Annotated in this window: 23 protein-coding genes and 5 tRNA genes; 9 read left to right on the forward strand and 19 right to left on the reverse strand. The window is 71.4% G+C overall.

All coding sequences use genetic code 11. The features are described 5' to 3' along the window. Nucleotides 1–115: 115 nt before the first annotated feature. Nucleotides 116–562 carry a hypothetical protein gene (locus AC5P1C_RS19515; RefSeq protein WP_493867144.1) on the reverse strand — a complete coding sequence of 149 codons (447 nt, stop codon included), beginning with the start codon at nucleotides 560–562 and terminating at the stop codon, nucleotides 116–118. Between the two features lie 189 nt (nucleotides 563–751). Here AC5P1C_RS19515 and AC5P1C_RS19520 point away from each other — a divergent pair, with 189 nt between their 5' ends. Next, the gene (locus tag AC5P1C_RS19520) at nucleotides 752–1285 is read left to right on the forward strand and encodes a DsbA family protein (protein ID WP_493867145.1); all 534 of its coding nucleotides are present in this window, start codon (nucleotides 752–754) and stop codon (nucleotides 1283–1285) included. Nucleotides 1286–1290: 5 nt separating this feature from the next. Here the strand turns inward: AC5P1C_RS19520 and AC5P1C_RS19525 are convergent, their stop codons facing one another. From AC5P1C_RS19525 to AC5P1C_RS19535, 3 genes are all read right to left on the reverse strand, one after another. Further along, on the reverse strand, nucleotides 1291–2115 hold the full coding sequence (locus AC5P1C_RS19525) for a GNAT family N-acetyltransferase (RefSeq protein ID WP_493867146.1): 825 nt from the start codon (nucleotides 2113–2115) through the stop codon (nucleotides 1291–1293). A 74-nt stretch (nucleotides 2116–2189) separates the two neighbouring features. Then, complete coding sequence (locus AC5P1C_RS19530) at nucleotides 2190–3011, reverse strand: aminotransferase class IV (RefSeq protein ID WP_493867147.1); 822 nt, start codon at nucleotides 3009–3011, stop codon at nucleotides 2190–2192. Beyond that, a complete protein-coding gene (locus tag AC5P1C_RS19535; RefSeq protein WP_493867289.1) occupies nucleotides 3008–4087 on the reverse strand; it encodes a chorismate-binding protein in 1080 nt (359 codons plus the stop codon). The genes AC5P1C_RS19530 and AC5P1C_RS19535 overlap by 4 nt, the downstream gene beginning before the upstream one ends. 163 nt (nucleotides 4088–4250) lie before the next feature. Between AC5P1C_RS19535 and AC5P1C_RS19540 the strand changes: the two genes are divergently transcribed. The 5 genes from AC5P1C_RS19540 to AC5P1C_RS19560 all read left to right on the forward strand — a co-directional run bounded on the left by AC5P1C_RS19540 (nucleotide 4251) and on the right by AC5P1C_RS19560 (nucleotide 4728). Then, nucleotides 4251–4323, forward strand: a tRNA-Gly gene (locus AC5P1C_RS19540). 39 nt (nucleotides 4324–4362) lie between these two features. After that, nucleotides 4363–4436: transfer RNA gene (locus tag AC5P1C_RS19545), tRNA-Cys, on the forward strand. A gap of 1 nt (nucleotide 4437) precedes the next feature. Further along, nucleotides 4438–4509: transfer RNA gene (locus AC5P1C_RS19550), tRNA-Val, on the forward strand. Between the two features lie 43 nt (nucleotides 4510–4552). After that, nucleotides 4553–4624, forward strand: a tRNA-Val gene (locus tag AC5P1C_RS19555). A 29-nt stretch (nucleotides 4625–4653) separates the two neighbouring features. Then, a tRNA-Val gene (locus AC5P1C_RS19560) sits at nucleotides 4654–4728 on the forward strand. 55 nt (nucleotides 4729–4783) lie between these two features. On the opposite strand, the gene AC5P1C_RS19565 is transcribed toward AC5P1C_RS19560, so the two are convergent. From AC5P1C_RS19565 to AC5P1C_RS19580, 4 genes are all read right to left on the reverse strand, one after another. Next, on the reverse strand, nucleotides 4784–5107 hold the full coding sequence (locus AC5P1C_RS19565) for a TFIIB-type zinc ribbon-containing protein (protein ID WP_493867148.1): 324 nt from the start codon (nucleotides 5105–5107) through the stop codon (nucleotides 4784–4786). Between the two features lie 69 nt (nucleotides 5108–5176). After that, on the reverse strand, nucleotides 5177–6127 hold the full coding sequence (locus AC5P1C_RS19570) for an aminoglycoside phosphotransferase family protein (RefSeq protein WP_493867149.1): 951 nt from the start codon (nucleotides 6125–6127) through the stop codon (nucleotides 5177–5179). Between the two features lie 348 nt (nucleotides 6128–6475). Further along, the gene (locus AC5P1C_RS19575) at nucleotides 6476–6682 is read right to left on the reverse strand and encodes a hypothetical protein (RefSeq protein WP_493867150.1); all 207 of its coding nucleotides are present in this window, start codon (nucleotides 6680–6682) and stop codon (nucleotides 6476–6478) included. A 199-nt stretch (nucleotides 6683–6881) separates the two neighbouring features. Next, on the reverse strand, nucleotides 6882–7148 hold the full coding sequence (locus tag AC5P1C_RS19580) for a DUF8836 family protein (protein WP_266868958.1): 267 nt from the start codon (nucleotides 7146–7148) through the stop codon (nucleotides 6882–6884). 195 nt (nucleotides 7149–7343) lie between these two features. Between AC5P1C_RS19580 and AC5P1C_RS19585 the strand changes: the two genes are divergently transcribed. Further along, nucleotides 7344–8702, forward strand: coding sequence for a serine/threonine-protein kinase (locus AC5P1C_RS19585; protein ID WP_493867151.1), 1359 nt, complete (start codon nucleotides 7344–7346; stop codon nucleotides 8700–8702). Here the strand turns inward: AC5P1C_RS19585 and AC5P1C_RS19590 are convergent. From AC5P1C_RS19590 to AC5P1C_RS19635, 10 genes are all read right to left on the reverse strand, one after another. Beyond that, a complete protein-coding gene (locus tag AC5P1C_RS19590; RefSeq protein ID WP_493867152.1) occupies nucleotides 8693–9511 on the reverse strand; it encodes a TrmH family RNA methyltransferase in 819 nt (272 codons plus the stop codon). The two genes, AC5P1C_RS19585 and AC5P1C_RS19590, sit on opposite strands and share 10 nt — an antisense overlap. Nucleotides 9512–9617: 106 nt before the next feature. Continuing rightward, entirely contained in the window at nucleotides 9618–10850 is a 1233-nt protein-coding gene (gene cobA / locus AC5P1C_RS19595; protein WP_493867153.1) for a uroporphyrinogen-III C-methyltransferase, read from the reverse strand. A gap of 228 nt (nucleotides 10851–11078) precedes the next feature. Beyond that, nucleotides 11079–15023 (reverse strand): nicotinate-nucleotide--dimethylbenzimidazole phosphoribosyltransferase, encoded by a 3945-nt coding sequence (gene cobT, locus AC5P1C_RS19600; RefSeq protein WP_493867154.1) that lies wholly within the window; start codon nucleotides 15021–15023, stop codon nucleotides 11079–11081. A gap of 354 nt (nucleotides 15024–15377) precedes the next feature. Then, nucleotides 15378–16589 (reverse strand): precorrin-6y C5,15-methyltransferase (decarboxylating) subunit CbiE, encoded by a 1212-nt coding sequence (gene cbiE, locus AC5P1C_RS19605; protein WP_493867155.1) that lies wholly within the window; start codon nucleotides 16587–16589, stop codon nucleotides 15378–15380. 135 nt (nucleotides 16590–16724) lie between these two features. Next, a complete protein-coding gene (locus tag AC5P1C_RS19610; RefSeq protein ID WP_493867156.1) occupies nucleotides 16725–17369 on the reverse strand; it encodes a GNAT family N-acetyltransferase in 645 nt (214 codons plus the stop codon). 135 nt (nucleotides 17370–17504) lie between these two features. After that, the gene (locus AC5P1C_RS19615) at nucleotides 17505–18332 is read right to left on the reverse strand and encodes a MetQ/NlpA family ABC transporter substrate-binding protein (RefSeq protein WP_493867157.1); all 828 of its coding nucleotides are present in this window, start codon (nucleotides 18330–18332) and stop codon (nucleotides 17505–17507) included. 2 nt (nucleotides 18333–18334) lie between these two features. Further along, entirely contained in the window at nucleotides 18335–19171 is an 837-nt protein-coding gene (locus AC5P1C_RS19620) for a MetQ/NlpA family ABC transporter substrate-binding protein (RefSeq protein ID WP_493867158.1), read from the reverse strand. A gap of 81 nt (nucleotides 19172–19252) precedes the next feature. Next, nucleotides 19253–19972 (reverse strand): methionine ABC transporter permease, encoded by a 720-nt coding sequence (locus AC5P1C_RS19625; RefSeq protein WP_493867159.1) that lies wholly within the window; start codon nucleotides 19970–19972, stop codon nucleotides 19253–19255. Further along, complete coding sequence (locus AC5P1C_RS19630) at nucleotides 19969–21030, reverse strand: methionine ABC transporter ATP-binding protein (RefSeq protein WP_493867160.1); 1062 nt, start codon at nucleotides 21028–21030, stop codon at nucleotides 19969–19971. The genes AC5P1C_RS19625 and AC5P1C_RS19630 overlap by 4 nt, the downstream gene beginning before the upstream one ends. Before the next feature lie 407 nt (nucleotides 21031–21437). Beyond that, nucleotides 21438–22085 carry an HAD family hydrolase gene (locus tag AC5P1C_RS19635; RefSeq protein WP_493867161.1) on the reverse strand — a complete coding sequence of 216 codons (648 nt, stop codon included), beginning with the start codon at nucleotides 22083–22085 and terminating at the stop codon, nucleotides 21438–21440. A 92-nt stretch (nucleotides 22086–22177) separates the two neighbouring features. Between AC5P1C_RS19635 and AC5P1C_RS19640 the strand changes: the two genes are divergently transcribed. Together AC5P1C_RS19640 and AC5P1C_RS19645 are read left to right on the forward strand one after the other, a co-directional pair. After that, nucleotides 22178–22537, forward strand: a complete 360-nt coding sequence (locus tag AC5P1C_RS19640; protein ID WP_493867162.1) for a hypothetical protein — start codon at nucleotides 22178–22180, stop codon at nucleotides 22535–22537. Between the two features lies 1 nt (nucleotide 22538). After that, on the forward strand, nucleotides 22539–22970 hold the full coding sequence (locus tag AC5P1C_RS19645; protein ID WP_493867163.1) for a hypothetical protein: 432 nt from the start codon (nucleotides 22539–22541) through the stop codon (nucleotides 22968–22970). Here AC5P1C_RS19645 and AC5P1C_RS19650 read toward each other — a convergent pair. Continuing rightward, on the reverse strand, nucleotides 22967–23470 hold the full coding sequence (locus tag AC5P1C_RS19650; protein WP_493867164.1) for a GNAT family N-acetyltransferase: 504 nt from the start codon (nucleotides 23468–23470) through the stop codon (nucleotides 22967–22969). The genes AC5P1C_RS19645 and AC5P1C_RS19650 overlap by 4 nt on opposite strands. Between the last annotated feature and the right edge of the window lie 18 nt (nucleotides 23471–23488).

Here is a 23488-nt window from a genome sequence, read left to right on the forward strand (position 1 = left end):
AGGCACCGCGCCGGACCCGCCGACGCCCCCGTCCACACGAACGAGCGACGCTCACGCCCGTCGAGCGAGGACGGTTCGTTGACGGAGTCGACCGCGGCAGTGCGGCCGGGTGCCGTCAGATGCCGTGCTTCTTCAGGATGGCCTCGATGTCGCTGAAGTCCTCCTTCGGCGCGGCCGCGGCCTTCGGCTGGGCCGCCGGCTGAGTGGCGGGGCGGGTGCCCTGCCCCAGGGAGGGAGCCGAAGCCGCGGGGGCCACCGCATCGCGCTGGGCCGCCTTCGCGGCCTTGCGCTCCTTGCGGGTGCCGCCGGAGCGGCGCTCCACGGCGCGGGTGATCATGAAGAGCAGCCAGGCGACGCCGAGGACTCCGAAGCCCGCCCACGCCTTCATGCTGAAGGCCGTGTCGGCCAGCCATCCGACGACTCCGGTCATCACCAGACCCACCGGTATCAGGGAGTAGGCGGCAAGGCGCGTCGCGGCGAGGAAACGCTTGCGGTAGGCCGTGATCGCGGCAATGCCGAGGCCGGCCGCGGATACGGCGGAACAGACGGTCTCGGCAATCATCCGGTCCTCCAGGCGTGCGGGCGTAGACGGTGGCACTGTCTTCCCCTCCATCCTGCACCGGGTGGGCCCCCACAAGCCACGCCCCGAGCGGACTTCAGGGACATATCAGGGTCCCGCCTCCTCCGCAGGTTCCGGTTCGCGCCACCGCCCCGGTTGGGAGGCGGTCGCGGGGCTGGAAGACTGTGTCCCATGAGCGACTCCGTCCCCGACTCCCCCACCGGTCCCCTCGTCATCGACATCTGGTGCGAGCTGCAGTGCCCGGACTGCCGGACCGCCCTCGACGACGTCCGCGCGCTCCGCGCCCGCTACGGCGACCGCGTCGACCTGCGCCTGCGGCACTTTCCCCTCGAGAAGCACAAGCACGCCTTCGCCGCCGCCCAGGCCGCCGAGGAGGCCTTCGAGCAGGGACAGGGCTGGCCGTACGTCGAGGCCGTGCTCGGCCAGGTCGAGGACCTGACCCGCAAGGGCGAACCCTTCCTGGTCGAGGTCGCGCGTGAACTGGACCTGGACGCGGAGGAGTTCGACACCGCACTCGTCGACGGCCGGCACATCCTGATCGTCGACGCCGACCAGGCCGAGGGCAAGGCGATCGGCGTCACCGGGACACCGACGTACGTCATCGGGGGCGAGCGCCTCGACGGCGGAAAGAGCCAGGACGGCCTGCTCGAACGCGTCGAGGAGATCACGGACCTCCTCCTCGCGGCCTCCGGGCAGGACGGCTGAGGCTCCTAGAGCAGCTGCTTGTACACGTAGTACATGACCGGTTCGTAGCCCAGCGACTCGTAGAGGCGCAGGGCCGGGGTGTTGCCCACGAAGACGTTGAGGCCGATGCGTCCCAGGCCCACGTCCCGGGCCTGGGCCTCCGCGAGGAGCATCAAGGACCTGCCGTGGCCACGGCCGCGGTGCTCCTCGTCGACCTCGATGTCGAAGACGAACGCGTCGCCGTCGCGCAGCGCCAGCCAGAGGGTGCCGACCTTCGTGCCCTCCTGGGTGAGCGTGCTGAGGCTGGTGCCGGGGGTGGCGAGGCCCTGCGGCAGGTGGTCGGCGTGGTCGGCCTCGGACTTGGCGCGTGCCTGTTCCGCAGGGACCCCGCGCTCGATCCAGGTCTGCGCGTAGGCCTCCTTCTCGCGGGCCAGCCACACCTCGTACTCGTCCTCGGTCATCTGCCGCCCCTCGATGCCCGCCGGCAGCACGGGCGGCTCGGCGGTCAGGGGCTTGGCCATGTGGCGGTTGCGCTCCTGGTAGCCGAGGGACACGGCGAGACGGTGGGCCGCCGCGGCCTCCGCGGGCACGGCCACCTCGATCCGCTCGCAGCCCCAGCCGCGCACCACCTCCTCGGCGGCGAGCACGGCCACGGTGGCACGGCCACGCCTGCGGTCGGGTTCCTTGATGCTCAGATCGCGCATCTCGGCGACGCCGGGTCCGAACACGGCGTGCGTGGCGAGTTCTATCCCGCCCACAGGACGGCTGTTCACGCACACTTCGTACGTGCGTGACTTCGCGCCGTCAGCGCTCTGCTGAAGCGGCCCGGTCGGCCGCAGGGTCGTGGTCATCAGTGGTGTTCTACCCGCCCTGCGGCTCGAGCGTCATCCGGATCGCGTGCAGTTGTGACCTCTTGGCCGACCGGTCACGGGTCGAGGTCGTCCGCCGCGCGCTCGTCGAAGATCCGCATCGCCTTGGCGGTCACCGGGCCCGGCGCGCCCGGCAGTTCGCGCCCGTCGATCCGGTGCACGGCCTGGACGTCACGGAGCGTCGAGGTCAGGAACACCTCGTCGGCGCGGTCCAGGACGTCGAGCGGCAGGTCCGTCTCGCGCGCGCCCATCCAGTCGACGGCCAACGCGCGCGTGATGCCCGCCAGACACCCGGAGGCGACCGGCGGCGTGTGGATCTCACCGTCGATCACGACGAAGACGTTCGACCCCGTGCCTTCGCACAGCTGCCCCACCGTGTTGGCGAACAGCGCCTCCGAAGCGCCCTGCTCGTGGGCGCGCGCGAGGGCGACGACGTTCTCGGCGTACGAGGTGGTCTTCAGGCCGGTCAGGGCGCCCCGTTCGTTGCGCGTCCACGGCACCGTGATCACGGCCGTCGTGTCGGCGCGCCTGGCTGCCTCGCCGAGCGCCACGACCAGCGTCTGCCCCTGGTCACCACGGTCCGAGCCGAGCGGCGAGAGGCCCCCGGTGTACGTGATGCGCAGCCGCCCCAGGGGCATCGGTTCTGCGGCGAGCACGGCGGCGCAGGCCGCGCGCACCTCGTCGAGGTCCGGCTCGGGCAGGCCGAGGCCGCGTGCCGAACGGGCGAGCCGGTCCAGGTGCCGGGTCAGCGCGAAGGGCCGCCCCTGGACCGCCTTCACCGTCTCGAAGATTCCGTCGCCGACGGTCAGTCCGTGGTCGAGCACGGAGACGCGGGCCGTCTCCAGGTCCTGCAGGCCGCCATTGAGCCAGATCTTCACTGAGGGGTCCCTCCACTCACTTCGTACGCCCCTGACGCTACCGCCAGCAGCCGTTCCGCCTTCAGTTCGGTCTCCCGCCACTCCGCCTCGGGGTCCGATCCCCAGGTGATCCCGGCGCCGGTGCCGAACCGCAGCGCGCCCGCCGCGCGGTCGATCCAGAAGGTGCGGATACCGACGGCCAGTTCGCCGGTGCCCCGGTCGGCGTCGACCCAGCCGATCCCGCCGCAATACGGGCCGCGGGGCGCGGTCTCCAGAGCGTCGATGATGCGCAGGGCGCTGGACTTGGGGGCACCGGTGACGGAACCGGGCGGGAACGCGGCGGCGAAGAGTTCGGGCCAGCCGGCGTCGGGGAGAAGCTCGCCCCGGACGGTGGAGACGAGGTGGACGAGCCCGGGATGCTTCTCGATCACGCACAGGTCGGGGACGGTCACGGAGCCGGTCACGCATATCCGCCCGAGGTCGTTGCGGACGAGGTCCACGATCATGACGTTCTCGGCGTAGTCCTTGTCGAGCAGGTCGGCCTCGGTGCGCCCCGTGCCCTTGATCGGCCCGGACTCCACCACGCGCCCCTCGCGGCGCAGGAACAGCTCGGGGGACGCCGTGGCTATCTCGACGCCGTGTTCGGGCAGGCGGATCGTTCCGGCGTACGGAGCGGGGTTCCCGCGGGCGAGGAGCGCGGTCAGGGCGTCGACGTCCACACCGTCCGCACCGTCCCCGCCGGCCGCGACGGGCGCGGAGAGCACGCGGCAGAGGTTCGCCTGATAGACGTCGCCCGCCGCGATGTGTTCGCGCACACGTCGCACACCGGCCATGTACGCGGCGCTGTCGAGCGACGACGTCCAGTCACCGGCCGCGGGCCCCTGCCACGCTCCCGGCACCGGAGCGGGCACCGGTTCCTCGCGTACGTCGTCGAAGCGGGCGCAGACCAGCTCGCCCTCGAAGCTCGCGCAGACCGCCCAGAATCCGCGGGAGTCCAGGGCCGAGGGATCGCTGGTCACGTCCCTGAGGCCGGTCGCGAGGAGGCCGCCGAAGCGAGCCATGGGCAGGGACGCCCCGGAGGGCGGCCGGGAGGACATCTGAGGGACGCTGTGCACGTCTGCGAGTCTATGACCGGCGTCCTGGTCGCGCCCCGGGCCGGTGACAGCGCAGCACGCTGCGCAAACGCGTTTTTGTACTGGCCCAGGAATCCGCTAGAGTTCAACACGTCGCCGGGACGCGCAAGCGGGCCGGGAAAGACAAGCGGACGTAGCTCAGTTGGTAGAGCGCAACCTTGCCAAGGTTGAGGTCGCCAGTTCGAACCTGGTCGTCCGCTCGCAGGAAGTGGGGGATCTTCCCGAACCCCCGCACTCCTGGTGGAGTGGCCGAGAGGCGAGGCAACGGCCTGCAAAGCCGTCTACACGGGTTCAAATCCCGTCTCCACCTCCAAGGACGATTAGCTCAGCGGGAGAGCGCTTCCCTGACACGGAAGAGGTCACTGGTTCAATCCCAGTATCGTCCACTGGATCTTCTCGAAGGCTTGCCTTCCCGAGGTCTGAAACCCCGCGCGATTAGCTCAGCGGGAGAGCGCTTCCCTGACACGGAAGAGGTCACTGGTTCAATCCCAGTATCGCGCACGCAGTACGCAACACACGCAGGTTGACCTGCGCGATTAGCTCAGCGGGAGAGCGCTTCCCTGACACGGAAGAGGTCACTGGTTCAATCCCAGTATCGCGCACCATCCGTACGAAGCCCCCGGCCGTTCCCACGGCCGGGGGCTTCGTCGTTCCTCCCGGTCAGGAGGAGAAGAGCATGTGCCCGAAGCTCTTGTGGCGCTTGTTGTGGCCGTAGTGCCCGCCGTGGTGGCCGCCGTGCTGCGGAGCGCCCCACGCCGGTGCGGGAGCGGCGGGGTACGCCTGGGGGGCGGGAGCCGCCGGATACGCCTGCGGGCCGGGCGGCGGGGGCGGGGCCTGCTGGCCGCCCCACTGGTTCTCGAGCCGGCTCAGGGACTCGAGCTCGCCGTAGTCGAGGAATATCCCGCGGCAACCGCTGCACTGCTCGATCTGGACGCCATTGCGGTTGTACGTGTGCATCGGTGCACGGCACTTGGGACACTGCATGGTCGGCTCAACTCCTCGCCGGTCGTGACTGCTTCGCCGGATCTCTGCCCGGCTTCGGTGCGTTGCACCCTACTTCGTGCTGGTGGGCGCCAACTCCGTGGGGACGGCGGCCATCCGGTCACAGGCGTCGACGACCGCCTGCTCGATCTCGTCGAGCGGCCGGTGCTCCTTGACGGACTTGGCGACGGCCAGGGCGGCGGTCTGCGCGGTGAGCGCGCGGGCCGGGACGTCGAGGGCGGGCCAGGGGTCCGTGCCGTCCGTGGGAACCGCCGGTCCTCGTGCGGCCCGGTAGGCCGTGAGGAAGCGGGTCCACTCGTCCGGGGCGAGGAGGCCGCAGGCGTACCAGGCGGCGGGGCGGGCCAGGTCCCAGGCCGGGTCGCCGAGGCCGAGGTCGTCGACGTCGATGAGCAGCCAGCGCCCTTCGGCCGTGCGGATCAGCTGGCCCAGGTGCAGGTCGCCGTGGCACAGGAGCTTGGGGAGGGGTGCGGGGGCCTGCGCACGGGCCCACGCGGGGAGCGTGGCCCAGGCGCGCTCGACGGGGGCTGTCGCGGGGTGCGCTCCCGCGGCCCGCATCCGCGCCATCGCCCGAGCCGCCTTGGCGGGGCCGCGCATGTCCGGGAGCGGATGCGGGAGTTCGGCCAGGGGGGTGGCGTGCAGGCGGGCGAGAAGGGTGGCGGCAGCTTCCCAGGGGGCGGCGTCGGGGTCGTCGCGGTCCACCGGGGTACCGGCCTCCCAGAGGGTGACGAGGCGGCCGTGGAGCGGTAGTGCCGTCTCGCCGAGCGGAGGGAGGAGGGTGCCGCGCAGGGCGGCTGCGACCTTCAGGCGGGCCGCGAGTTCGAGGGGGTCCGTGCCGGGGGCGTGCGCCTTGGCGACGGTGCCGCCGTGCCGGACGACGGTGGCGTCGTCGCGGTCCGCGAGGACGGCTTCGGGCGCACAGACGCAGGTACGCGGGGCGCGGTGGGCCGTGTGGCGAACCTGGGCGGTCAGCGCCGGCAGCAAGGCGGTGGCGGTGGCGGTCACGGGTCCCCCGGGGTGCGTCGGTCGGTACTGCCCGTGAGGGTACGCGGGCGGGTTTCCAGCCAGTCTGGCGCTGAGGACGAGGTGGTGGGCCGGTCTCCAGCCCGTCCGGCGCTGAGGACGAGCTCGGCGGTGGGCCAATGCGAGCCCATCCGGCGTTTGAGGACGAGCTCGGCGCAGCCGGTGATCGAGGGCGCCCAGGGACACCGGCGGAGCCCCGCGCAAAGAAGTGCCCGCGCAGCTCCCCAGCTGCGCGGGCATTTCTCGTGCCGTCCGCCGCACCCCCGTCCCCACGGGGTTTCCTGGCCGGATGTCCCCGCCCGGACCGCTCATCCGGGCCTGGGGCGCCGCTCAGCGCCCCAGCATCACGCCCACGGACGACGCCTGTGTGACCACTGCTTCCCAGCCGCCGAAGACGACTACCAGCAGGGCCGCCAGGGGAAGAACCATGGCCGTCGCCACCAAGGGGTGGCGCGTGCCGGACGGGCGGACGCCGAACGTGGCGAAGGCCTTACGTCCTTGCGTGCGGATCAATGCCCGCGGTGCCGTGTCCGCCATGGTTCCTCTCCTGACCGAATCTGTATGAACTTGGCAGCGGCGGGTGTCTGACCTCGGGGGACGAGTGCTGCCACCCGCCGCTTGACCTCAAATTTAGGTGCGCGGGAGGCCGGGGGCGTCATGCCCTCGTACCGATTGCCGGGCCTCCCGGAGGATGACCGATCGTCGGTCATGTACTCCCAGGGGTGGAGACGGGGTCCTAGGTCTCAGGGTCTTCCCGGAGGGGGCGGGCTGCCTGCTCGGATGTGTCCTCCCTGGGGACGGGCTGCTCGACCAGAGCCAGGACGCGGGTCGCCATGAACCGTGCCGTCCGCACGACGGAGCCGCTGCGGGTGACTTCGCTCACTTCGACCACCCCCCTGCGGACCGCCGTCTCCACCCGGCGGCCCGCCCGGCTCGCCACCACCTCGTACGTCCGTGTCGTGTCCCCGGCGTCCACGACTATCTCCACGCGATCACCCTTCACGGGATCAATCCCCCTTCAGCGATGGATGGTTGGGAGCGACCGCCCGCACAACAGCCGTCCGCCCCCGCGCCCCTGACCACTCTTCAAGTTTCCCACCCGGCACTGACAATCGGTCGGGCCGTGAGGGCGCGGCCTCTGCACCTGCCCGGCCACGGAAACGTAAGCTGTGGCACGACAACGGACCGGGCAGCGGGGATGGACATGGCGATGATGCGGCTCCGGCGCGAGGACCCGCGTGTCGTCGGCTCGTTCAGACTGCACAGGCGGCTGGGCGCCGGCGGCATGGGGGTCGTCTACCTGGGGTCGGACCGGCGGGGGCAGCGCGTCGCCCTGAAGGTGATCCGGCCCGATCTGGCGGAGGACGAGGAGTTCCGGTCGCGCTTCGCGCGGGAGGTCTCCGCCGCCCGGCGGATCCGCGGCGGCTGCACCGCGCGCCTCGTCGCCGCCGATCTGGACGCCGACCGCCCGTGGTTCGCCACGCAGTACGTCCCCGGGCCGTCCCTTCACGACAAGGTCGCCGCCGAGGGCCCGCTCTCCGCGGCCGACGTGGCGGTCGTCGGTTCGGCCCTCGCCGAGGGCCTCGTCGCCGTACATGAAGCCGGTGTCGTGCACCGCGACCTGAAGCCGTCGAACATCCTGCTGTCCCCGAAGGGGCCGCGGATCATCGACTTCGGCATCGCCTGGGCCACCGGGGCGTCCACGCTGACCCACGTGGGCACCGCCGTCGGGTCGCCCGGCTTCCTCGCTCCCGAGCAGGTGCGCGGCGCCGCCGTCACGCCCGCCACGGACGTGTTCGCGCTGGGCGCCACGCTTGCGTACGCGGGGATGGCGGACTCGCCCTTCGGACACGGCAGTTCCGAGGTCATGCTCTACCGCGTCGTCCATGAGGAGGCCCAGCTCGGCGGGGTCCCGGACGCGCTCGCCCCGCTGATCCGGGCCTGCCTCGCGAAGGATCCGGAGGAGCGTCCCAGCACGCTCCAACTGTCCCTCAGGCTCAAGGAGATCGCGGCCCGCGAGGCACAGGGCCTGACGGACCCCCGGCCGCCCGCACCCCGGCAGAACCAGGACCGGCCGACGGGGCGGATGGCCGAGGAGTACGTGGACCAGCAGACCCAGCGGCGTCATCCGCAGGGCACTCCCCCACCCCGGGGCGGTTCGGCGCGGCCGAGTTCATCACGGACCGGTTCCTCACGTACTGGTTCCTCGCGCACGGGTTCATCGCGCACCGGTTCATCGCGGCCGAATTCCTCGCGGGCCGGGTCCAGTTCCTCGCGGTCCGGCTCACGCCCCGGGCCCGCGCGGAACACGACGCGGTCCGGCGGCGGGCGGCGTCCCGCCAATCCGCGACTGCTGCGCCAGCGGCTCTTCGTCTTCGTGGTCGTGACGCTGCTCGTGGCCCTGGGGATCGCGGCGGCCCAGGGGTGCCAGGGGCCCGCGCGCGGGCTCGGCGGCAGCGGCGTGCACGATGTGCGCGACGTACAGCAGAGCCAGAGCAACAGCCAAAGCCACGGCCAGAGCCAGCGACTCGGTCCGGGGCCCGCTTCTCAGAGCTGAGGACGGCCCGTCGCCACCGCGTAGAACGCGACCGCGGCCGCCGCTCCCACGTTCAGGGAGTCGACGCCGTGGGCCATCGGGATGCGGACCCATTCGTCGGCTGCCATCAGGGCCTTGGTGGTGAGGCCTTCGCCTTCCGCGCCGAGCATCAGCGCGACCCGGTCCATGCGGTGGGGCGCCGCCTCGTCCAGGCTCTTCGCCTTCTCGTCCGGGGTGAGCGCGAGGAGGTTGAAGCCCGCCTCGCGTACGCCCTCCAGGCCCTTCGGCCAGGATTCGAGGCGGGCGTAGGGGACGGAGAAGACCGCGCCCATGGAGACCTTCACCGAGCGGCGGTAGAGCGGGTCCGCGCAGTCCGGTGAGAGGAGGACCGCGTCCATGCCGAGGGCCGCGGCGCTGCGGAAGATCGCGCCGATGTTGGTGTGGTCGTTGACCGACTCCATGACGACGACGCGGCGTGCCCTGGTGAGGAGTTCGTCCGACGTCGGCAGCGGCTTGCGCTGCATCGAGGCGAGGGCGCCGCGGTGCACGTGATAGCCGGTGACCTGCTCGGCAAGGTCGGGGTTGACCGCGTACACAGGGGCCGGGACCTCGTCGATGACGTCCCGCATGACGTCGACCCACTTGGCGGAGAGCAGCATCGAGCGCATCTCGTAGCCCGCCTGCTTGGCGCGCCTGATCACCTTCTCGCCCTCGGCGATGAAGAGGCCCTCGGCGGGCTCGCGCCTGCGACGCAACTCCACGTCGGTCAGGCCCGTGTAGTCGCTCAGGCGCGGGTCGGTGGGGTCGTCAACGGTGATGAGATCAGCCACAGGGTGATACTGCCTTGTCCTGGGTGTGGTGCCAACGCCTCGGGGCGGGTTGGGTTACCGGTGGTTACGCGGGGGCTCGGGGTGGTTACGCGGGGGCTCCGGGTGGTTACGCGGGGGCGTCCGGGCCCACGTTCACCACGTCGCCGATGACGATCACGGCCGGGGGCTTCACCTCGTGGGCCGCGACCTCGGCGGCGACCGTCGCGAGCGTGGCGTCCACGCGGCGCTGGGCCGCGGTGGTGCCCTCCTGGATCAGGGCGACGGGGGTCTCGGGCGGCCTGCCGTGCGCGATGAGCGCCTCGGCGATCCTGCCGATCTTGTCCACGCCCATCAGGATCACGAGCGTGCCGCGCAGCTTGGCCAGCGACGGCCAGTCGACCAGGGAGCGCTCGTCGTCGGGGGCCACGTGACCGCTGACCACGGTGAACTCGTGTGCGACACCGCGGTGCGTGACCGGGATGCCCGCGGCGCCGGGCACCGAGATCGAGCTGGAGATGCCGGGGACCACCGTGCAGGAGATGCCCGCTTCGGCGAGCGCCTGGGCCTCTTCCATACCGCGGCCGAAGACGAAGGGGTCGCCGCCCTTCAGGCGGACGACCGACTTGCCCTGCTTCGCGTGCTCGATGAGGGCGTTGTTGATGGCTTCCTGGGCCATGAAGCGGCCGTACGGGATCTTCGCGGCGTCGATCACCTCGACGTGCGGCGGGAGTTCGTCGAGCAGGTCACGGGGGCCGAGCCGGTCGGCGATGACCACGTCCGCCTCGGCGAGGAGCCGACGGCCGCGGACCGTGATGAGGTCCGGGTCGCCGGGGCCGCCGCCGACGAGGGCGACGCCGGGGGTGCGGGCGCGATGCTGGCGCGCGACGAGGCTGCCGTCGCTCAGGCCTTCGACGAGCGCGTCGCGGATGGCCGCGGTGCGGCGGGGGTCGCGGTCGTGGATGTCCGTGGTGAGGACGGCGACCGTGACGCCGGCGGAGCGGCCCGTCGCGGGCGTCAGGGCGGTGGCGGCGTCGGCGTCGTCGGAGCGGACGCACCAGACGCGGTGCGCCTCGCCTTCCGCGGAGGCCGCCGTGTTCGCCTCGGGGTCGCTGGTGGCGATGAGCGCGTACCAGGCGTCCTGGAGGTCGCCGTGCTCGTAGCGACGGCGCTCCCAGGTGATCTCGCCCGCGTCCGCCATCGCCTCCACGGAGGGGGTCGCCGTCGGCGACACGAGGGTGATGTCGGCGCCCGCCGCGATCAGGGCGGGGAGGCGACGCTGGGCCACCTGGCCGCCGCCGAGCACGACCGTGCGGCGGGCGGTGAGACGGAGGCCTACGGGGTAGGCGGGGCTTTCGGCCATGGCGGGTGGCTCCTCGTGCGGGGGCGCTGCGTGCGCTGCCGCTTCGGCGGTGGAGCGGCGCTGACGTGCGGGTTCTGGGTGTGGGTTACTTTACGGCCCTTGTACGTCCGCGGACCGTGGGCGTTTGCGCCCACCCGTTCCGCCGTGCGGAACGCCTGCCCACAAACGCAGCGGCGAAGGGGGCGGACAGAGCCTGCGTAGGGCCTGCCCACCCCGTGCCAGGTGCGGCTACTTCTCGGTGACTCCCGCCGAGTCGAACGTGGCCACCTCGTGCATCGCGCGGGCCGCGCTCTGCACCACCGGGAGGGCCAGGAGGGCTCCTGTGCCCTCGCCGAGGCGGAGGTCGAGGTCGACCAAGGGGCGCAGGCCCAGCTTGTTGAGAGCCGCCACGTGGCCCGGTTCGGCACTGCGGTGGCCCGCGATGCAGGCCGCGAGGACCTCGGGGGCGATGGCGCGGGCGACCAGGGCCGCCGCGCCGGCGCTCACGCCGTCCAGGATCACGGGCGTACGGAGGGATGCGCCGCCCAGGAGGAGGCCCACCATCGCCGCGTGCTCCAGGCCGCCGATCGCGGCGAGGACGCCGATCGGGTCGGCCGGGTCCGGCTGGTGCAGTTCGAGGGCGCGGCGCACGACGTCGACCTTGCGGCCGTGCATCTCGTCGTTGATGCCGGTGCCGCGGCCGGTCACCTCGCCCGGGTCGGTGTCCGTGTAGACGGAGATGAGGGCCGCGGACGCCGTGGTGTTCGCGATGCCCATCTCGCCGGTGAGCAGGGCCTTGTTGCCCGCGGCCACCAGGTCGCGGGCGGTCTCGATGCCCACCTCGATGGCCGCCTTGACCTCCTCGCGGCTGAGGGCCGGTCCTGTCGTCATGTCCGCCGTGCCCGCGCGGATCTTGCGGGGCAACAGACCAGGGGTGGCGGGGAGTTCGCTCGCCACGCCCACGTCGATGACGCAGACCTCGGCGCCCACCTGGTTGGCGAAGGCGTTGCAGACCGCGCCGCCGCCGAGGAAGTTGGCGACCATCTGCGCGGTCACCTCCTGGGGCCAGGCGGTGACGCCCTGGGCGTGCACACCGTGGTCGCCCGCGAAGATCGCGACGGCCGCGGGCTCCGGGATCGGCGGCGGGCACTGCCGTGAGAGACCGGAGAGCTGCGCGGAGATGATCTCCAGCATGCCGAGCGCGCCCGGCGGCTTCGTCATGCGCTTCTGCCGCTCCCACGCCTCGCCGAGCGCCTTCGCGTCCAGCGGGCGGATGTTGGAGACGGTCTCCGCGAGGAGGTCGCTCGGGTCCTCGCCGGGCAGGGCGCGGCGGCCGTACGTCTCCTCGTGGACGACCCACGAGAGCGGGCGGCGCTTGGACCAGCCCGCCTGCATCAGCTCGGGCTCCTGGGGGAACTCGTCGACGTATCCGACACAGAGGTAAGCCACCACTTCGAGGTGCTCGGGCAGGCCGAGGGTCCTGACCATCTCGCGCTCGTCGAAGAAGCTGACCCAGCCGACGCCGAGGCCCTCGGCGCGCGCCGCGAGCCACAGGTTCTCGACGGCGAGGGCCGAGGAGTACGGAGCCATCTGCGGCTGCGTGTGGCGGCCGAGGGTGTGGCGGCCACCGCGGGTCGGGTCGGCGGTGACGACGATGTTCACCGGGGTGTCGAGGATCGCCTCGATCTTCAGTTCCTTGAACTGCTTCGCGCGGCCCTTGGGAAGCGACTTCGCGTACGCGTCCTTCTGGCGCATGGCCAGCTCGTGCATCGTGCGGCGGGTCTCCGCCGAGCGGATGACCACGAAGTCCCAGGGCTGCGAGTGGCCGACGGACGGCGCCGTGTGGGCCGCTTCCAGGACGCGGAGCAGCACCTCGTGCGGGATGGCGTCGCTGCGGAAGCCGTTGCGGATGTCACGGCGTTCGCGCATGACGCGCAGGACGGCCTCGCGTTCGGCGTCGTCGTACGCGGGTGCGGCGGGCACCTCCGACTGCTGGACGGGCTCGGGCTGCTGGACGGGCTCGGGATCCTGGACGAGCTCCGGGTCCTGTACCGGCTCCGGGGCGGTGGCGTCGTCCGCGGTTTCCGCCGGGTCCACGACTTCGGCGGCGGGGGCGAGCGGCTCGGGGACCTCGTCGGCTGCCACCGTTTCCGCTTCCGCCTGTGCTTCTGCTTCCGCCTGCGCTTCTGCTTCGACTTCTGTTTCTGCTTCTACGGGGGCTTCGACCGCTTCGAGGGGCGCCTCGGTCACGGGCTCTTCTGCCGTGTCCGGTACGGGAGTCGCCGCCGCGGCCTCTCCGCCGTCACGCGGGGCGGGCACGGTGGCCGCGGGCTGCGGCAACGCGGGCTCGGCGGCTTCGACGAGTGCCGAGGGCTCCTGGGGCTCCGGGAGTTCGGAGTCCTCCAGGATGCCCGGGGCGGCCGGGGTCTCTTCCGGGGCTACGGCTTCCGGAGCGGGGGCCTCGGCCTCGGCGACCGGCTCCGGCTGCGCCTCGGGGGCCTCGAAGTGCTCCGGGGGTACGGACAGGGCGTGCGGCGGAGTCGGCGCGAGGTGCGGCGTGGTCGGCACCGTGCCCTCGACCGGCACGAACTGGCCGAGGGGCGCGGGCGCCTGGGGCTCCGCGAAGGGCTGGTTCGGGTCGCCCGGGAGCCCTTCGTCCTGAGCCTGGGGCGCCTGGGCCACGGGGGCTTCCGCGTACTGGGCTGCCTGCGGGGCGTGCGGGGCCGACGAAATGTGCGGGCCCTGGGCCGTGTGCCCGGCGGCAGCGAGCGGCGCGTCCGACCAGGGCTGCGCACCGGCCACGGCGAACTGCGGCTGGCCGGAGCCCGACGCGTGCGCGGACTGCTCGGCCTCGGCGGTGAGCGGGAGCTCCTGACCCGCTTCCGGAGCGGGCACGGACGGCTCCGCGGCGAACGCGGGCTGCCCGGCTCCGGCCACGGCGTGCGCGAACTGGCCGTCCGTCTCGGCGCCTTGCGCCATCGCGGGGTCGGCGGCACCGGCGGCCTGCGGGAAGGTGGCCACGGGCGGCTCGGCGGCCGGGGCTGCCTGGGCGGCAGAGGCGGTCACCACCGGCTGGGGCAGCTCGGTGGCGGGTGCGGGCTGCGAAGCTTCAGCGGGGAGCGCGTCCTGCGGACCCGGTGCGGCCTCGGGGGCCTGTGCGTCCTCTGTTACGGGTGCGGCGTCCGGGACGACCGTTTCTGCTGGTGCGACGGGCTGTGCGTGCTGAGGAGGCTGCTGAGAAGGCTGAGGAGACTGCGGGTTCTGCGGCTGCTGGACGGACTCGGCATGCTGCGGCTGACTCGTCCACGGGCTCGCACCCTGCGGCGCGATCTCGCCGAGCTGCGGACCCGGCAGTACCCCTTCCTCGTCACGCGGAATGTCGAGGTACTCGGGCCCCACGGTCGGCGGCCCCGCGTGCCGCATGGGAACGGCGTGCTGCGGCGTACCGGCAGGGCCGCGGTCGGCGAGGGAACGTACGGGACTTCCCGCGCCGTCGGGCACGGCGGGACCCGAAGGCCCCCGGTGGAGCGGGCGACGGGACGGGCCGGGGTGCGAAGCGGGCGCCGGCGTAGGCGCGCCGGGCAGCTGGACGCCGTTCAGGTCGACCGAGCCGCTGTCCCGCCCGGCCGTCTCGTGCGGCCCCGGCTGATGCATGGCCTGCGGCTGCGGTTGGGGTTGCGGCTGCCCGACCGACTGCTGGGCCACGGCCTGCTGACCCGCGGCGTGCTGGCCGACGAGGTGCTGACCGCCCTGAGACTGCTCGGCCGAGTGTCGGCCACCGGCGGACTGAGCAGCGGCGAACTGGCCGCCCACGGACTGCTCCGCCATGGCCGATGCAGCCACGGACGGATCGGCGGCCACACCGTGACCATCCACGGACTGACCACCCACGTGCTGCGCACCCACCGGCTGAGCGACGCCGTGCTGCGCGGTCCCCTGGGCCTCACCGTGCTGGGCGGCCACCGGCTGACCCGGGCCTCCCTGCTGCGGCGGGGCCGACTGCGGCTCGCTCCAGGCGCCCTGGGCACCCGGCATGAGCAGCAGGTCGTCATCGTCTGCGGGGGCGACGCTCTCGGCGGGATTCTCGGAGGGGTCGAGGTAGGTGTACGCACCCGGGGCGGGGACGCCCGGCTGCTCCACCATGCCTGCGTTCTCCGGCAGTCCCTCGCCCGGGACCTGGCCGGTGTCGGTCATGCGTAACCCCTCGCCCATCGGTTAGTGCTTCTTCGACCGCCCCTCAGCCTTAGGCCGGGGAAGCCCCATTGCCCGGAGCGGCGCACCAACCGCCCGTCATTCTCAACGAGCGTGCGCGCCGCGCGGCACGAACCGCGTACGGACAACAGGCATTGTCCCGGTCGGCAAGACGCCACGGCGGCTTGATCCGCAACGGCCCGCTGTGGGCTGCGCCACGTTGCGCGCCCTCCGGTCCTGCCGTACCACACACCCCCCAAAACGGGCGAGCTTTCCGGACATTGACCAACTATTTGCCGGACACTCGGGTGCGGTACAACGATCGGCCAGCCTACCCCGCACCGTGCGTCAGCAGGGTCACGGGGCGCGATCGGGCAACTGTCCGGAGAGCAGGAAGACCACGGTCCGCTCGCGCTCGGTCCACGCGCGCGTGTCGAGTTCGACGGACTGGAGCAGGGCGCACTCCACCGCGTATCCGTGCTCCGTCAGGTCCCTGCCGATGAGTTCGGCCGCGTCACGGGTCGACGCGTGCGTCACGATGCGCGCCGGGCGCCGGTCGGCGACGGCGGAGACCACCGCGGCTCCCCCGCCCCCGACGCGTACGACATCGGGCTCGGGGAGGTCTTCGAGGATGTGCGGCGCCGTGCCGTGCACGATCTGCGGCTGTACGCCGAAGTGGCGGGCGACCGACGTGGTGCGGGCGCAGGCGTCGGGGTCCGCGTCGACGGCGATGACGGCCGCGCCGAAGCGGGCGGCTTCTACGGTGAAGGCGCCGCTGCCGCAACCGATGTCCCACACCAGGTCGCCCACGCGGGGGCCGATGCGGGCGAGTTGCGCGGCCCGCAGGCGGTCGCTCTCGCCCTCCCCGAGCGAGTCCTCGCCTCCGTAGGCGGGAGCGGGCAGCGCCCAGCCGCGGGGGGTGCCGGGGTCGCGTCCCGCGATCCAGCCGGTGTCGGATGCGGCGACAGGGCCGCCGATGACGATGACGACGTTCGGGTCGCGCCAGGCGTGGTCGGCGGCCTTGTCCGAGGTGAGGACGGTGACCTGCTCGCGCTCGGTGCCCAGCTCCTCGCAGATCACGAAGGTGCGGTGCACGCCCTGGAGGAGCAGGCCGAGCTCGGCGGGACCGGCGCCGGGTGAGGTGAGGACGGCGACCTTGGTGTGGGCGCGGCAGACGTTCACCGCGCGGCGCAGGGTGCGGGGGTGCGCGACGACGACCTGGGCGTCGTCCCAGGGCATGCCGGCGCGGGCGAAGGCCTGGGCGACGGAGGAGACGCCGGGCACCACTTCGACCTCGAGGCCGTATTCGGGGGCGCGCAGCGTGCGCACGACGCCGAAGAAGCCGGGGTCACCGTCGGCGAGGACCACGGCGGTGCCGCGGTGGGCGGCGATGCGGCGGGCGGCCAGGCTGACGCTGCCCAGGCGGATCCGTTCGGCGGCCGGTGGCACTTCGGTGAGCGCCAGGTGGTGGGCGGCGCCCGCGACGAGGGTGGCGGCGCCGAGCGCCGAGCGCGCGGCGGCGGTCAGCGGCGAACCGTCCCAGCCGATCACCGTGACGCGGTCGGCCATCTTCGTCTGTCTCCTGGGTCTCGCGGGTCGGGGTTCTCGCGGGGGTGTGCGAGGTGGCCGGGCGTCGCGTGTAGGGGGCAACCGCGTGTGGCCAGGGGCGAGCGTACCTGGTGGGCCCGGGAGCCGCCCCGGGGGTCAGTTCCAGTCGGAGTAGGCGCTGAAGCCGCTGTCCGCAAGCTGCTCGCCGACTCCTTCCAGGTCCTCGGGGAGCAGGCTCCACACGATGAGGTCGGTCCGCACGTCGAGCCAGCCGCCGAACGGGTCCCCGCCGTTCCTCGTACGCGCTATCCAGGCGCCCCGAAGGACTCCCTCGCTGATGCAGCCGATCTTCTGCGCGACCTGCTGGGCGGCGGTGTTGTCGGCGGCGGTGCGCAGCTCGATGCGCTCGAACCGCTGGTCGTTGAAGAGCCACTGCGCGGTGGCGAGCGCCGCCTCCGAGGCATAGCCCTCGCCGCGGGCCCAGGGGGCGACGACGTAGTTGAGTTCGCTGGAGCGCACCCGCCAGTCCGTGTCCCGCAGTTGCACGATGCCGACCAGGCGCTGGGTGAGGAACTCCGTGACGGCCAGGGCGATTCCGCGGCCCTCGGTGCGCTCGGCGGGCGCGACCCGGGTGATCCAGTCGCGGGCGTCGTCCTCGGTGAAGGGCTGGGGGGCCGAGGTCCAGGCGGTGACCATCTCGTCGTTCATCATCTCCGCGTACGCGGGGACGTCGGCGTCCTCGAACGGGCGCAGCACCAACCGCTCCGTGCTGATGGAGATGTCGGGGAAGGTGGATGTCATGCGCTGCTCCGTAACCTGGAACCCTCGGGCCTGCTGAAGTGCCCAGCATGCAGCATGTCGGCGCGCAAACGCACCACGGGGTCCGCTCCTTCGTCAGGAGAGGACCCCGTGGTGAGGGCGGAAACGGACTGTGCGTCAGGTCGTTTCGACGGGCAGGACAGAGCCCTTGTACTTGTCCTCGATGAACTGTTTCACCTCGGGTGAAGTGAGCAGCTTCGCCAGCTTCTTGACGCGGGGATCGTCCTCGGCGCCCTTCTTGACGGCGAGGATGTTGTTGTACGGATTGTCCTTGGGCGACTCGAGAAGGATGGCGTCCTTCTTGGGGCTGAGTCCGGCGTCGAGCGCGTAGTTGTTGTTGATGACCGCGGCTTCGACGTCTTCCAGGGAGCGGGGCAGCTGGGCGGGTTCCAGCGGCTTGATGGTGAGCTTCTTCGGGTTGGACGTGATGTCCTCGGGGGTCGCGTTCGCGCCGACCCCCTTCTTGAGCCCGATGACGCCCTTGGAGGCGAGGAGTTCGAGCGCCCTGCCTTCGTTGGTGGTGTCGTTCGGGACGGCGACGGTGGCACCGGCGGGCAGCGCGGTGACGTCCTTCGCCTTCTTCGCATACACCCCCATCGGCGGCAGATAGACCTCGGTCACCGGCGTGAGCTCCGTCTTCTTGGACTTGTTGAAGTCCTCCAAGTACGGGGCGTGCTGGTAGAGGTTGGCGTCGAGTGACCCTTCCTGGAGCGCGGTGTTCGGCGTGACGTAGTCCGTGAACTCCGTGATCTGGAGGTCGAGTCCCTCCTTCTTCGCGAGGTTCTGCTTGATGTACGTGAGGACTTCGCCGGCCGGGGTCGGGGTGGCGCCGACGGTGAGCGTGTCACCGTCGCCGCCGCCCGATCCGGAGCCGGAGCCGCAGGCGGTCAGGCCGAGCGTCAGGGCGAGCGCTCCGGCGGCGGCCGCTATGACGGGCGTACGCATGATCAGAACGCCGCGACGACGGCGCCGTCGTACTTGTCGTCGATGAACTTCTTGACCTCGGGCGAGGTGAGGAGCTTGGCGAGCTTCTTCACGCGCGGGTCGTTCTCGTCGCCCTTCTTCACGGCGAGGAAGTTGCCGTAGGGGTTGCCCTTGGCGGGCTCGGCGACGATGGCGTCCTTGGCCGGGCTGAGCTTGGCCTCAAGTGCGTAGTTGCCGTTGATCACCGCGGCGTCGACGTCGCCGAGGGAGCGGGGCACCTGGGCCGCCTCGATCTCCTTGAACTTGAGGTTCTTCGGGTTCTTCGAGACGTCCTTGGGGGTCGCCTCGTAGCCGACGCCCTTCTTGAGCTCGATCAGGCCGTTGTCGGCCAGGAGCTTGAGCGCGCGGGCCTCGTTCGTGGTGTCGTTCGGCAGGGCGACCGTGGCGCCGTTCTTCAGGCCGTCGAGCTTCTTGACGCTCTTGGAGTAGATGCCGAGCGGCTCCAGGTGCACCGTCGCGTTCGGGACCGGCACGATGTCCGTCCCGTTCTTCTTGTTGAAGTCGTCGAGGTACGGCTTGTGCTGGAAGTAGTTGGCGAAGACCTCGCCCTGCTCCACGGCGGTGTTCGGCGTGACGTAGTCGGTGAACTCCCGCACGTCGAGGTCGAGTCCGGCCTTCTTCGCCAGGTTCTTCTTGACGTAGTCGAGGATCTCGCCCTGCGGCGTGGGAGTGGCGGCGACGATGAGCGGGCCGTCCTTGTCTCCTGCGGCGGAGCCCTTGTCGGAGCCGCAGGCGGAGAGCCCGAGGGTGAGGGCTCCGGTGGCGAGGACAGCGGTGGTGATCTTGGCGGTGTTACGCACGAAAAGTGCCTTTCTCCATGGGTGGTACGCCCCGCGATGGGGTGTGCGGGGTGAGTTTCGGGAATCCGTCGACGGTGCCGGTCAGGAGGCCTTCGACGGCGCGAGCTTGAGGAAGCGCAGCCGGGGAGCGGCGCCCGAGTGGCCGCCGCGCCGGTGCAGCCTGCGGGCCGCGTAGTCGCCCGCGAACTGGATGATCGAGATGACGACGGCGAGGACGCCGACGGTGATCCACATCAGTTCGGTCTCGAAGCGCTGGTAGCCGTAGCGGATGGCGATGTCGCCGAGACCGCCCGCGCCGACGGCGCCGGTGATGGCCGAGTAGCCGAGGATCGTGACGATCGTCGTGGTGGTGCTGGAGATCAGCGAGGGCAGGGACTCCGGCACGAGGACCTTGCGTACGACGGTCCAGGTGTTGCCGCCCATCGACTGCACGGCCTCGACGAGACCGCCGTCGACCTCGCGCACCGAGGTCTCCACGAGGCGCGCGAAGAACGGGATGGCACCGATCGCGAGCGGCACGATGGCGGCCTCGCGGCCGATCGTCGTGCCGGTGATCCAGCGCGTGAGGCCCATCAGCGCGACCATGAGGATGATGAAGGGCATCGAGCGCGCGATGTTCACGATCTGCCCGATGAGCTTGTTCACCACCGTGTTCTGCAGCAGCCCGCCGCGGTCGGTGAGGACAAGGAGGATGCCGAGCGGCAGTCCGACGACGACGGCTATGAGCGTCGACCAGCCCACCATGTAGAGGGTGTCCCAACAGGCCTGCTCCAGCAGGGGCTGCATCTCCGACCAGGTCACTTGGCACCTTCCTTGACCAGCAGCGTGGCGTCGTCCTTCGGCGCGGTCACGGGATCCTCGCCCGCGATGTCGACCTGGAGGCCCTGCTCGCGCAGGAAGCCGATCGGCACGACGTTCTCCTCGAAGCGACCCGGCAGCTCGATGCGCATGCGGCCGACCTGCTTGCCCGCGACGGTGTCCATCGCGGCGCCGAGGATCGAGATGTCGATGTTGTACGTGCGCGACAGCTGGGAGATGACCGGCTGGGTCGCGGCTTCGCCGTGGAAGGTCACGTCGACGACGGTGCGGTTGTCGCCCGTGGCGTCACCGCTGACCGGGAACAGCGCGGCGGCCAGCTCGGACCCTGGCGTCGCGAGCAGCTCGGTGACGGTGCCGGACTCGACGATCCGTCCGTTCTCCATGAGGGCGGCGGAGTCGCAGACGCTCTTGACGACGTCCATCTCGTGCGTGATCAGCAGGACGGTCAGACCGAGCTGCTGGTTGAGGTCGCGCAGGAGCTTCAGGATGGAGCGGGTGGTCTCCGGGTCGAGGGCGCTGGTCGCCTCGTCCGAGAGCAGCACCTTCGGGTCGCCGGCGAGCGCGCGGGCGATGCCGACGCGCTGCTTCTGGCCGCCGGAGAGCTGTGCCGGGTAGGACTTCGCCTTGTCGGCGAGGCCGACCAGGTCGAGGAGTTCGAGGGCCTTGCGGGAGCGTTCGGCGCCGCTGAGGCCGAGGATCTCCAGGGGCAGCTCGACGTTGTCCTTGACGGTGCGCGAGGACAGCAGGTTGAAGTGCTGGAAGACCATGCCGATGCGGCTGCGCGCCCGGCGCAGGTCCTTGCTCGCGCGGCTGCCGCGCCCCGCCAGGGCGGTGAGGTCCTGACCGGCGACGGTCACGGTGCCGGAGGTGGGCCGCTCCAGGAGGTTGACGCAGCGGATCAGCGAGGATTTGCCGGCGCCGGACTGGCCGATGACGCCGTACACCTCGCCTTCGCGGACATGCAGATCGACGCCGTCGAGGGCAGTTACTTCACGACCGCGTGAGCGGTAGACCTTGGTGAGGCCGGAAGTGGTGATCACAGGGGTTTCCGTCACTGTCGAGTGCGCGGCGCGGTTTTCGCCGGGCACGGGGCATTCGTGGGGAACGCGGCACGGTTTCTCGCGGTGGCGAAAGGAACCGGAGGAGGTGTGCGCGGGGCAGGCTCGCGTCCTACGTCTCGTCCGCCGGTAAGGCGTACGTCGCACAGGGGCGCGGCACAGCGGCTTCGCTTCGGGGCGCGATGCTCAGGAGTGGTGCGGGGGCCCTCAGAAGGCGCACATTCGACACATACAACGAGCACCGGGCGTCGTGATCGCCTCGGTCGCAGGGGTGCGGCTGCTCGTCGTGGTCATGTGGACCAGTAAAACACGCGTGCGGTCACGCACCGCCACCGTCGTCCGCTATACGGACAGCCGGTGGACAGGTGCGGACGCGACGGGAGCGGCGCTCAGGCCTCGGCGGTGATCTCCACGCCACCCTCGGTGGCCTGCGCGGACACGGCCGAGAGGTCCTTCACGACGACGTCGGCGGTCAGCTCGCCGGCGGTGTGCGTTGTGGCCAACGCCACGGTGGTCATGCCGGCCGCGCGTCCCGCCGTGAGACCCGCGGGCGCGTCCTCGAAGACCACGCAGCGCGCCGGGTCGACGCCCAGTTTCGCGGCCGCGAGCAGGAAGGGCTCGGGGTCGGGCTTGCCGCGCGTGATGTCGTCGGCGGCTATCAGCATCTTGGCGTCGATGCCGACCTCCGCGAGTCTGGCCTCGGCCAGGCGGCGCCCGGCGGAGGTGACGACGGCCCAGCGCTCGGGCGGCAGGGATTCGAGCAGCTCACGGGTGCCGGGAAGGAGCACGACGCCGCCCGCGACGTCCGAGACCTCGAGCTCCTCGATGCGGGCGACGGCTTCGGGCACGCGCTCGGCGGGCAGCATGTCGGCGATGATCTCGGCCGCGGGGCGGCCGTGCAGCTCGACCCGCGCGAATTCCTCGGCGGTGATCCCGTACTCCTGCGCCAAGCGCGTCCAGCAGCGGTACACCGACTCCATGGAGGAGATCAGGGTGCCGTCGTTGTCGAACAGGAGCGCTTCAGCGTGGATCTTCATGGTGTCCGAGCGTACGGGGCACCCCTGGGGTACGCGCATCGGGGCTTAGGGGTGCGCGCATCGGGTCATAGGGCCCGTAATAAAGTCACCGCATGCTTGTTGCCCTGACGATCGCGACCGCCGTGGCCGCGCTCGCGCTCGCCGCGTGGTGCGGCTTCGCCGCCTACCGGGACCAGCCGACCAAGGACTGGCACTTCATCGGCATGGGCGTCGTGACGTTCCTGGCCACGGTCCAGCTGATCGTCGGCGTCGTCCAGCTGGCACGGGGCGAGAAGCCCGAGCAAGGCACGACGATCTTCGTGGCGTACTTGATCGGCTCCTTCGCCTGCGTCCCGGCCGCGGGCTTCATGTCCCTTGCCGAGCGCACCCGTTGGGGCTCCATCACCGTCGCGGCCGGTGGCGTGGTCCTCGCCGTGCTCCAGGTGCGGCTCTACGACATCTGGGGAGGCTGAGGTGACGGTGACCGAAGACAGCAAGGCCAAGGGCGCCCGGCAGAAGCTGATCGGCGGGCCCGGCATCCTTCTGGTGTGGCTGTACGGGGTGATGGTGGTCGGCGCGGTGTCGCGCTCCGCCGTGCAGATCTCGACGGACTTCCACAAGGCCCCGCTCGCGTACACGCTGTCCGCCCTCGCGGGTCTCGTGTACGGCTTCATCACGTACTCGCTCGTGCGCGGCGGCGAGAAGGCCCGCAGGGCGGCGCTGGTGTGCTGCGCCGCCGAGCTGGTGGGCGTCCTGGCGGTGGGGACGTGGACGCTCATCGAGCCGTCCGCCTTCCCCGACGCCACGGTGTGGTCGGACTTCGGGATGGGCTATCTGTTCATTCCGGTGATCCTGCCGGTCACGGCCATCTTCTGGCTGAACAAGGCGCGGCGGGCGGGGCGCTAGACCCGGGCCGCGTACGCCCCCGCGATCGCCTCCTTGGAGAGCGTGACCAGCGTGAGCCGGTCGTTCACGTGCTGGGTCTTCACCGCCGTATAGCCGTGCTTGCGGTAGAGCTGGAGATTCTGCTCGCTGCGGTGACCGCTGAAGAGCTGGAAGCACTTCGTGGTGCCTCCCGAGCCGAGCCGCTGCTCTATCGCGTCCAGGAGCCTGCCTCCCAGACCGTGCCGCTGCATCCTGGGGTGGACGATGAGTTTGTTGATCCGCGCCGTGCCGTCGGGGTCGACCGTGCCGCGCACCGAGGCGACGACCTCGTCACCGAGGCGGGCCACCAGCACGCTGCCGGCGGTCAGTTCGGCCTTGATGGAGTCGAGGGACTGCGTGAGCGGCTCGATGGAGTAGTCGCCGTACAGCTCGGCCTCGCTCTGGTAGCACAGGTACTGCAGTTTGAGGATCTTCTCGGCGTCCTGTCCGCCCGCCTCCGAGATGGTCACGCTCATGCCCATGTGTGCATGCCTCCCGCT

Source organism: Streptomyces sp. A18, from assembly GCF_059026065.1.

Coding starts and splice junctions, on each gene's coding strand:
- AC5P1C_RS19575 (WP_493867150.1), bottom strand. CDS start 6,682: ATGGCGGACACGGCACCGCGGGCATTGATCCGCACGCAAGGACGTAAG.
- cobA (WP_493867153.1), bottom strand. CDS start 10,850: ATGGCCGAAAGCCCCGCCTACCCCGTAGGCCTCCGTCTCACCGCCCGC.
- AC5P1C_RS19610 (WP_493867156.1), bottom strand. CDS start 17,369: ATGACATCCACCTTCCCCGACATCTCCATCAGCACGGAGCGGTTGGTG.
- AC5P1C_RS19520 (WP_493867145.1), top strand. CDS start 752: ATGAGCGACTCCGTCCCCGACTCCCCCACCGGTCCCCTCGTCATCGAC.
- cobT (WP_493867154.1), bottom strand. CDS start 15,023: ATGACCGACACCGGCCAGGTCCCGGGCGAGGGACTGCCGGAGAACGCA.
- AC5P1C_RS19615 (WP_493867157.1), bottom strand. CDS start 18,332: ATGCGTACGCCCGTCATAGCGGCCGCCGCCGGAGCGCTCGCCCTGACG.
- AC5P1C_RS19650 (WP_493867164.1), bottom strand. CDS start 23,470: ATGGGCATGAGCGTGACCATCTCGGAGGCGGGCGGACAGGACGCCGAG.
- AC5P1C_RS19525 (WP_493867146.1), bottom strand. CDS start 2,115: ATGACCACGACCCTGCGGCCGACCGGGCCGCTTCAGCAGAGCGCTGAC.
- AC5P1C_RS19585 (WP_493867151.1), top strand. CDS start 7,344: ATGGACATGGCGATGATGCGGCTCCGGCGCGAGGACCCGCGTGTCGTC.
- AC5P1C_RS19565 (WP_493867148.1), bottom strand. CDS start 5,107: ATGCAGTGTCCCAAGTGCCGTGCACCGATGCACACGTACAACCGCAAT.
- AC5P1C_RS19635 (WP_493867161.1), bottom strand. CDS start 22,085: ATGAAGATCCACGCTGAAGCGCTCCTGTTCGACAACGACGGCACCCTG.
- AC5P1C_RS19640 (WP_493867162.1), top strand. CDS start 22,178: ATGCTTGTTGCCCTGACGATCGCGACCGCCGTGGCCGCGCTCGCGCTC.
- AC5P1C_RS19535 (WP_493867289.1), bottom strand. CDS start 4,087: ATGTCCTCCCGGCCGCCCTCCGGGGCGTCCCTGCCCATGGCTCGCTTC.
- AC5P1C_RS19515 (WP_493867144.1), bottom strand. CDS start 562: ATGATTGCCGAGACCGTCTGTTCCGCCGTATCCGCGGCCGGCCTCGGC.
- cbiE (WP_493867155.1), bottom strand. CDS start 16,589: ATGGCCGACCGCGTCACGGTGATCGGCTGGGACGGTTCGCCGCTGACC.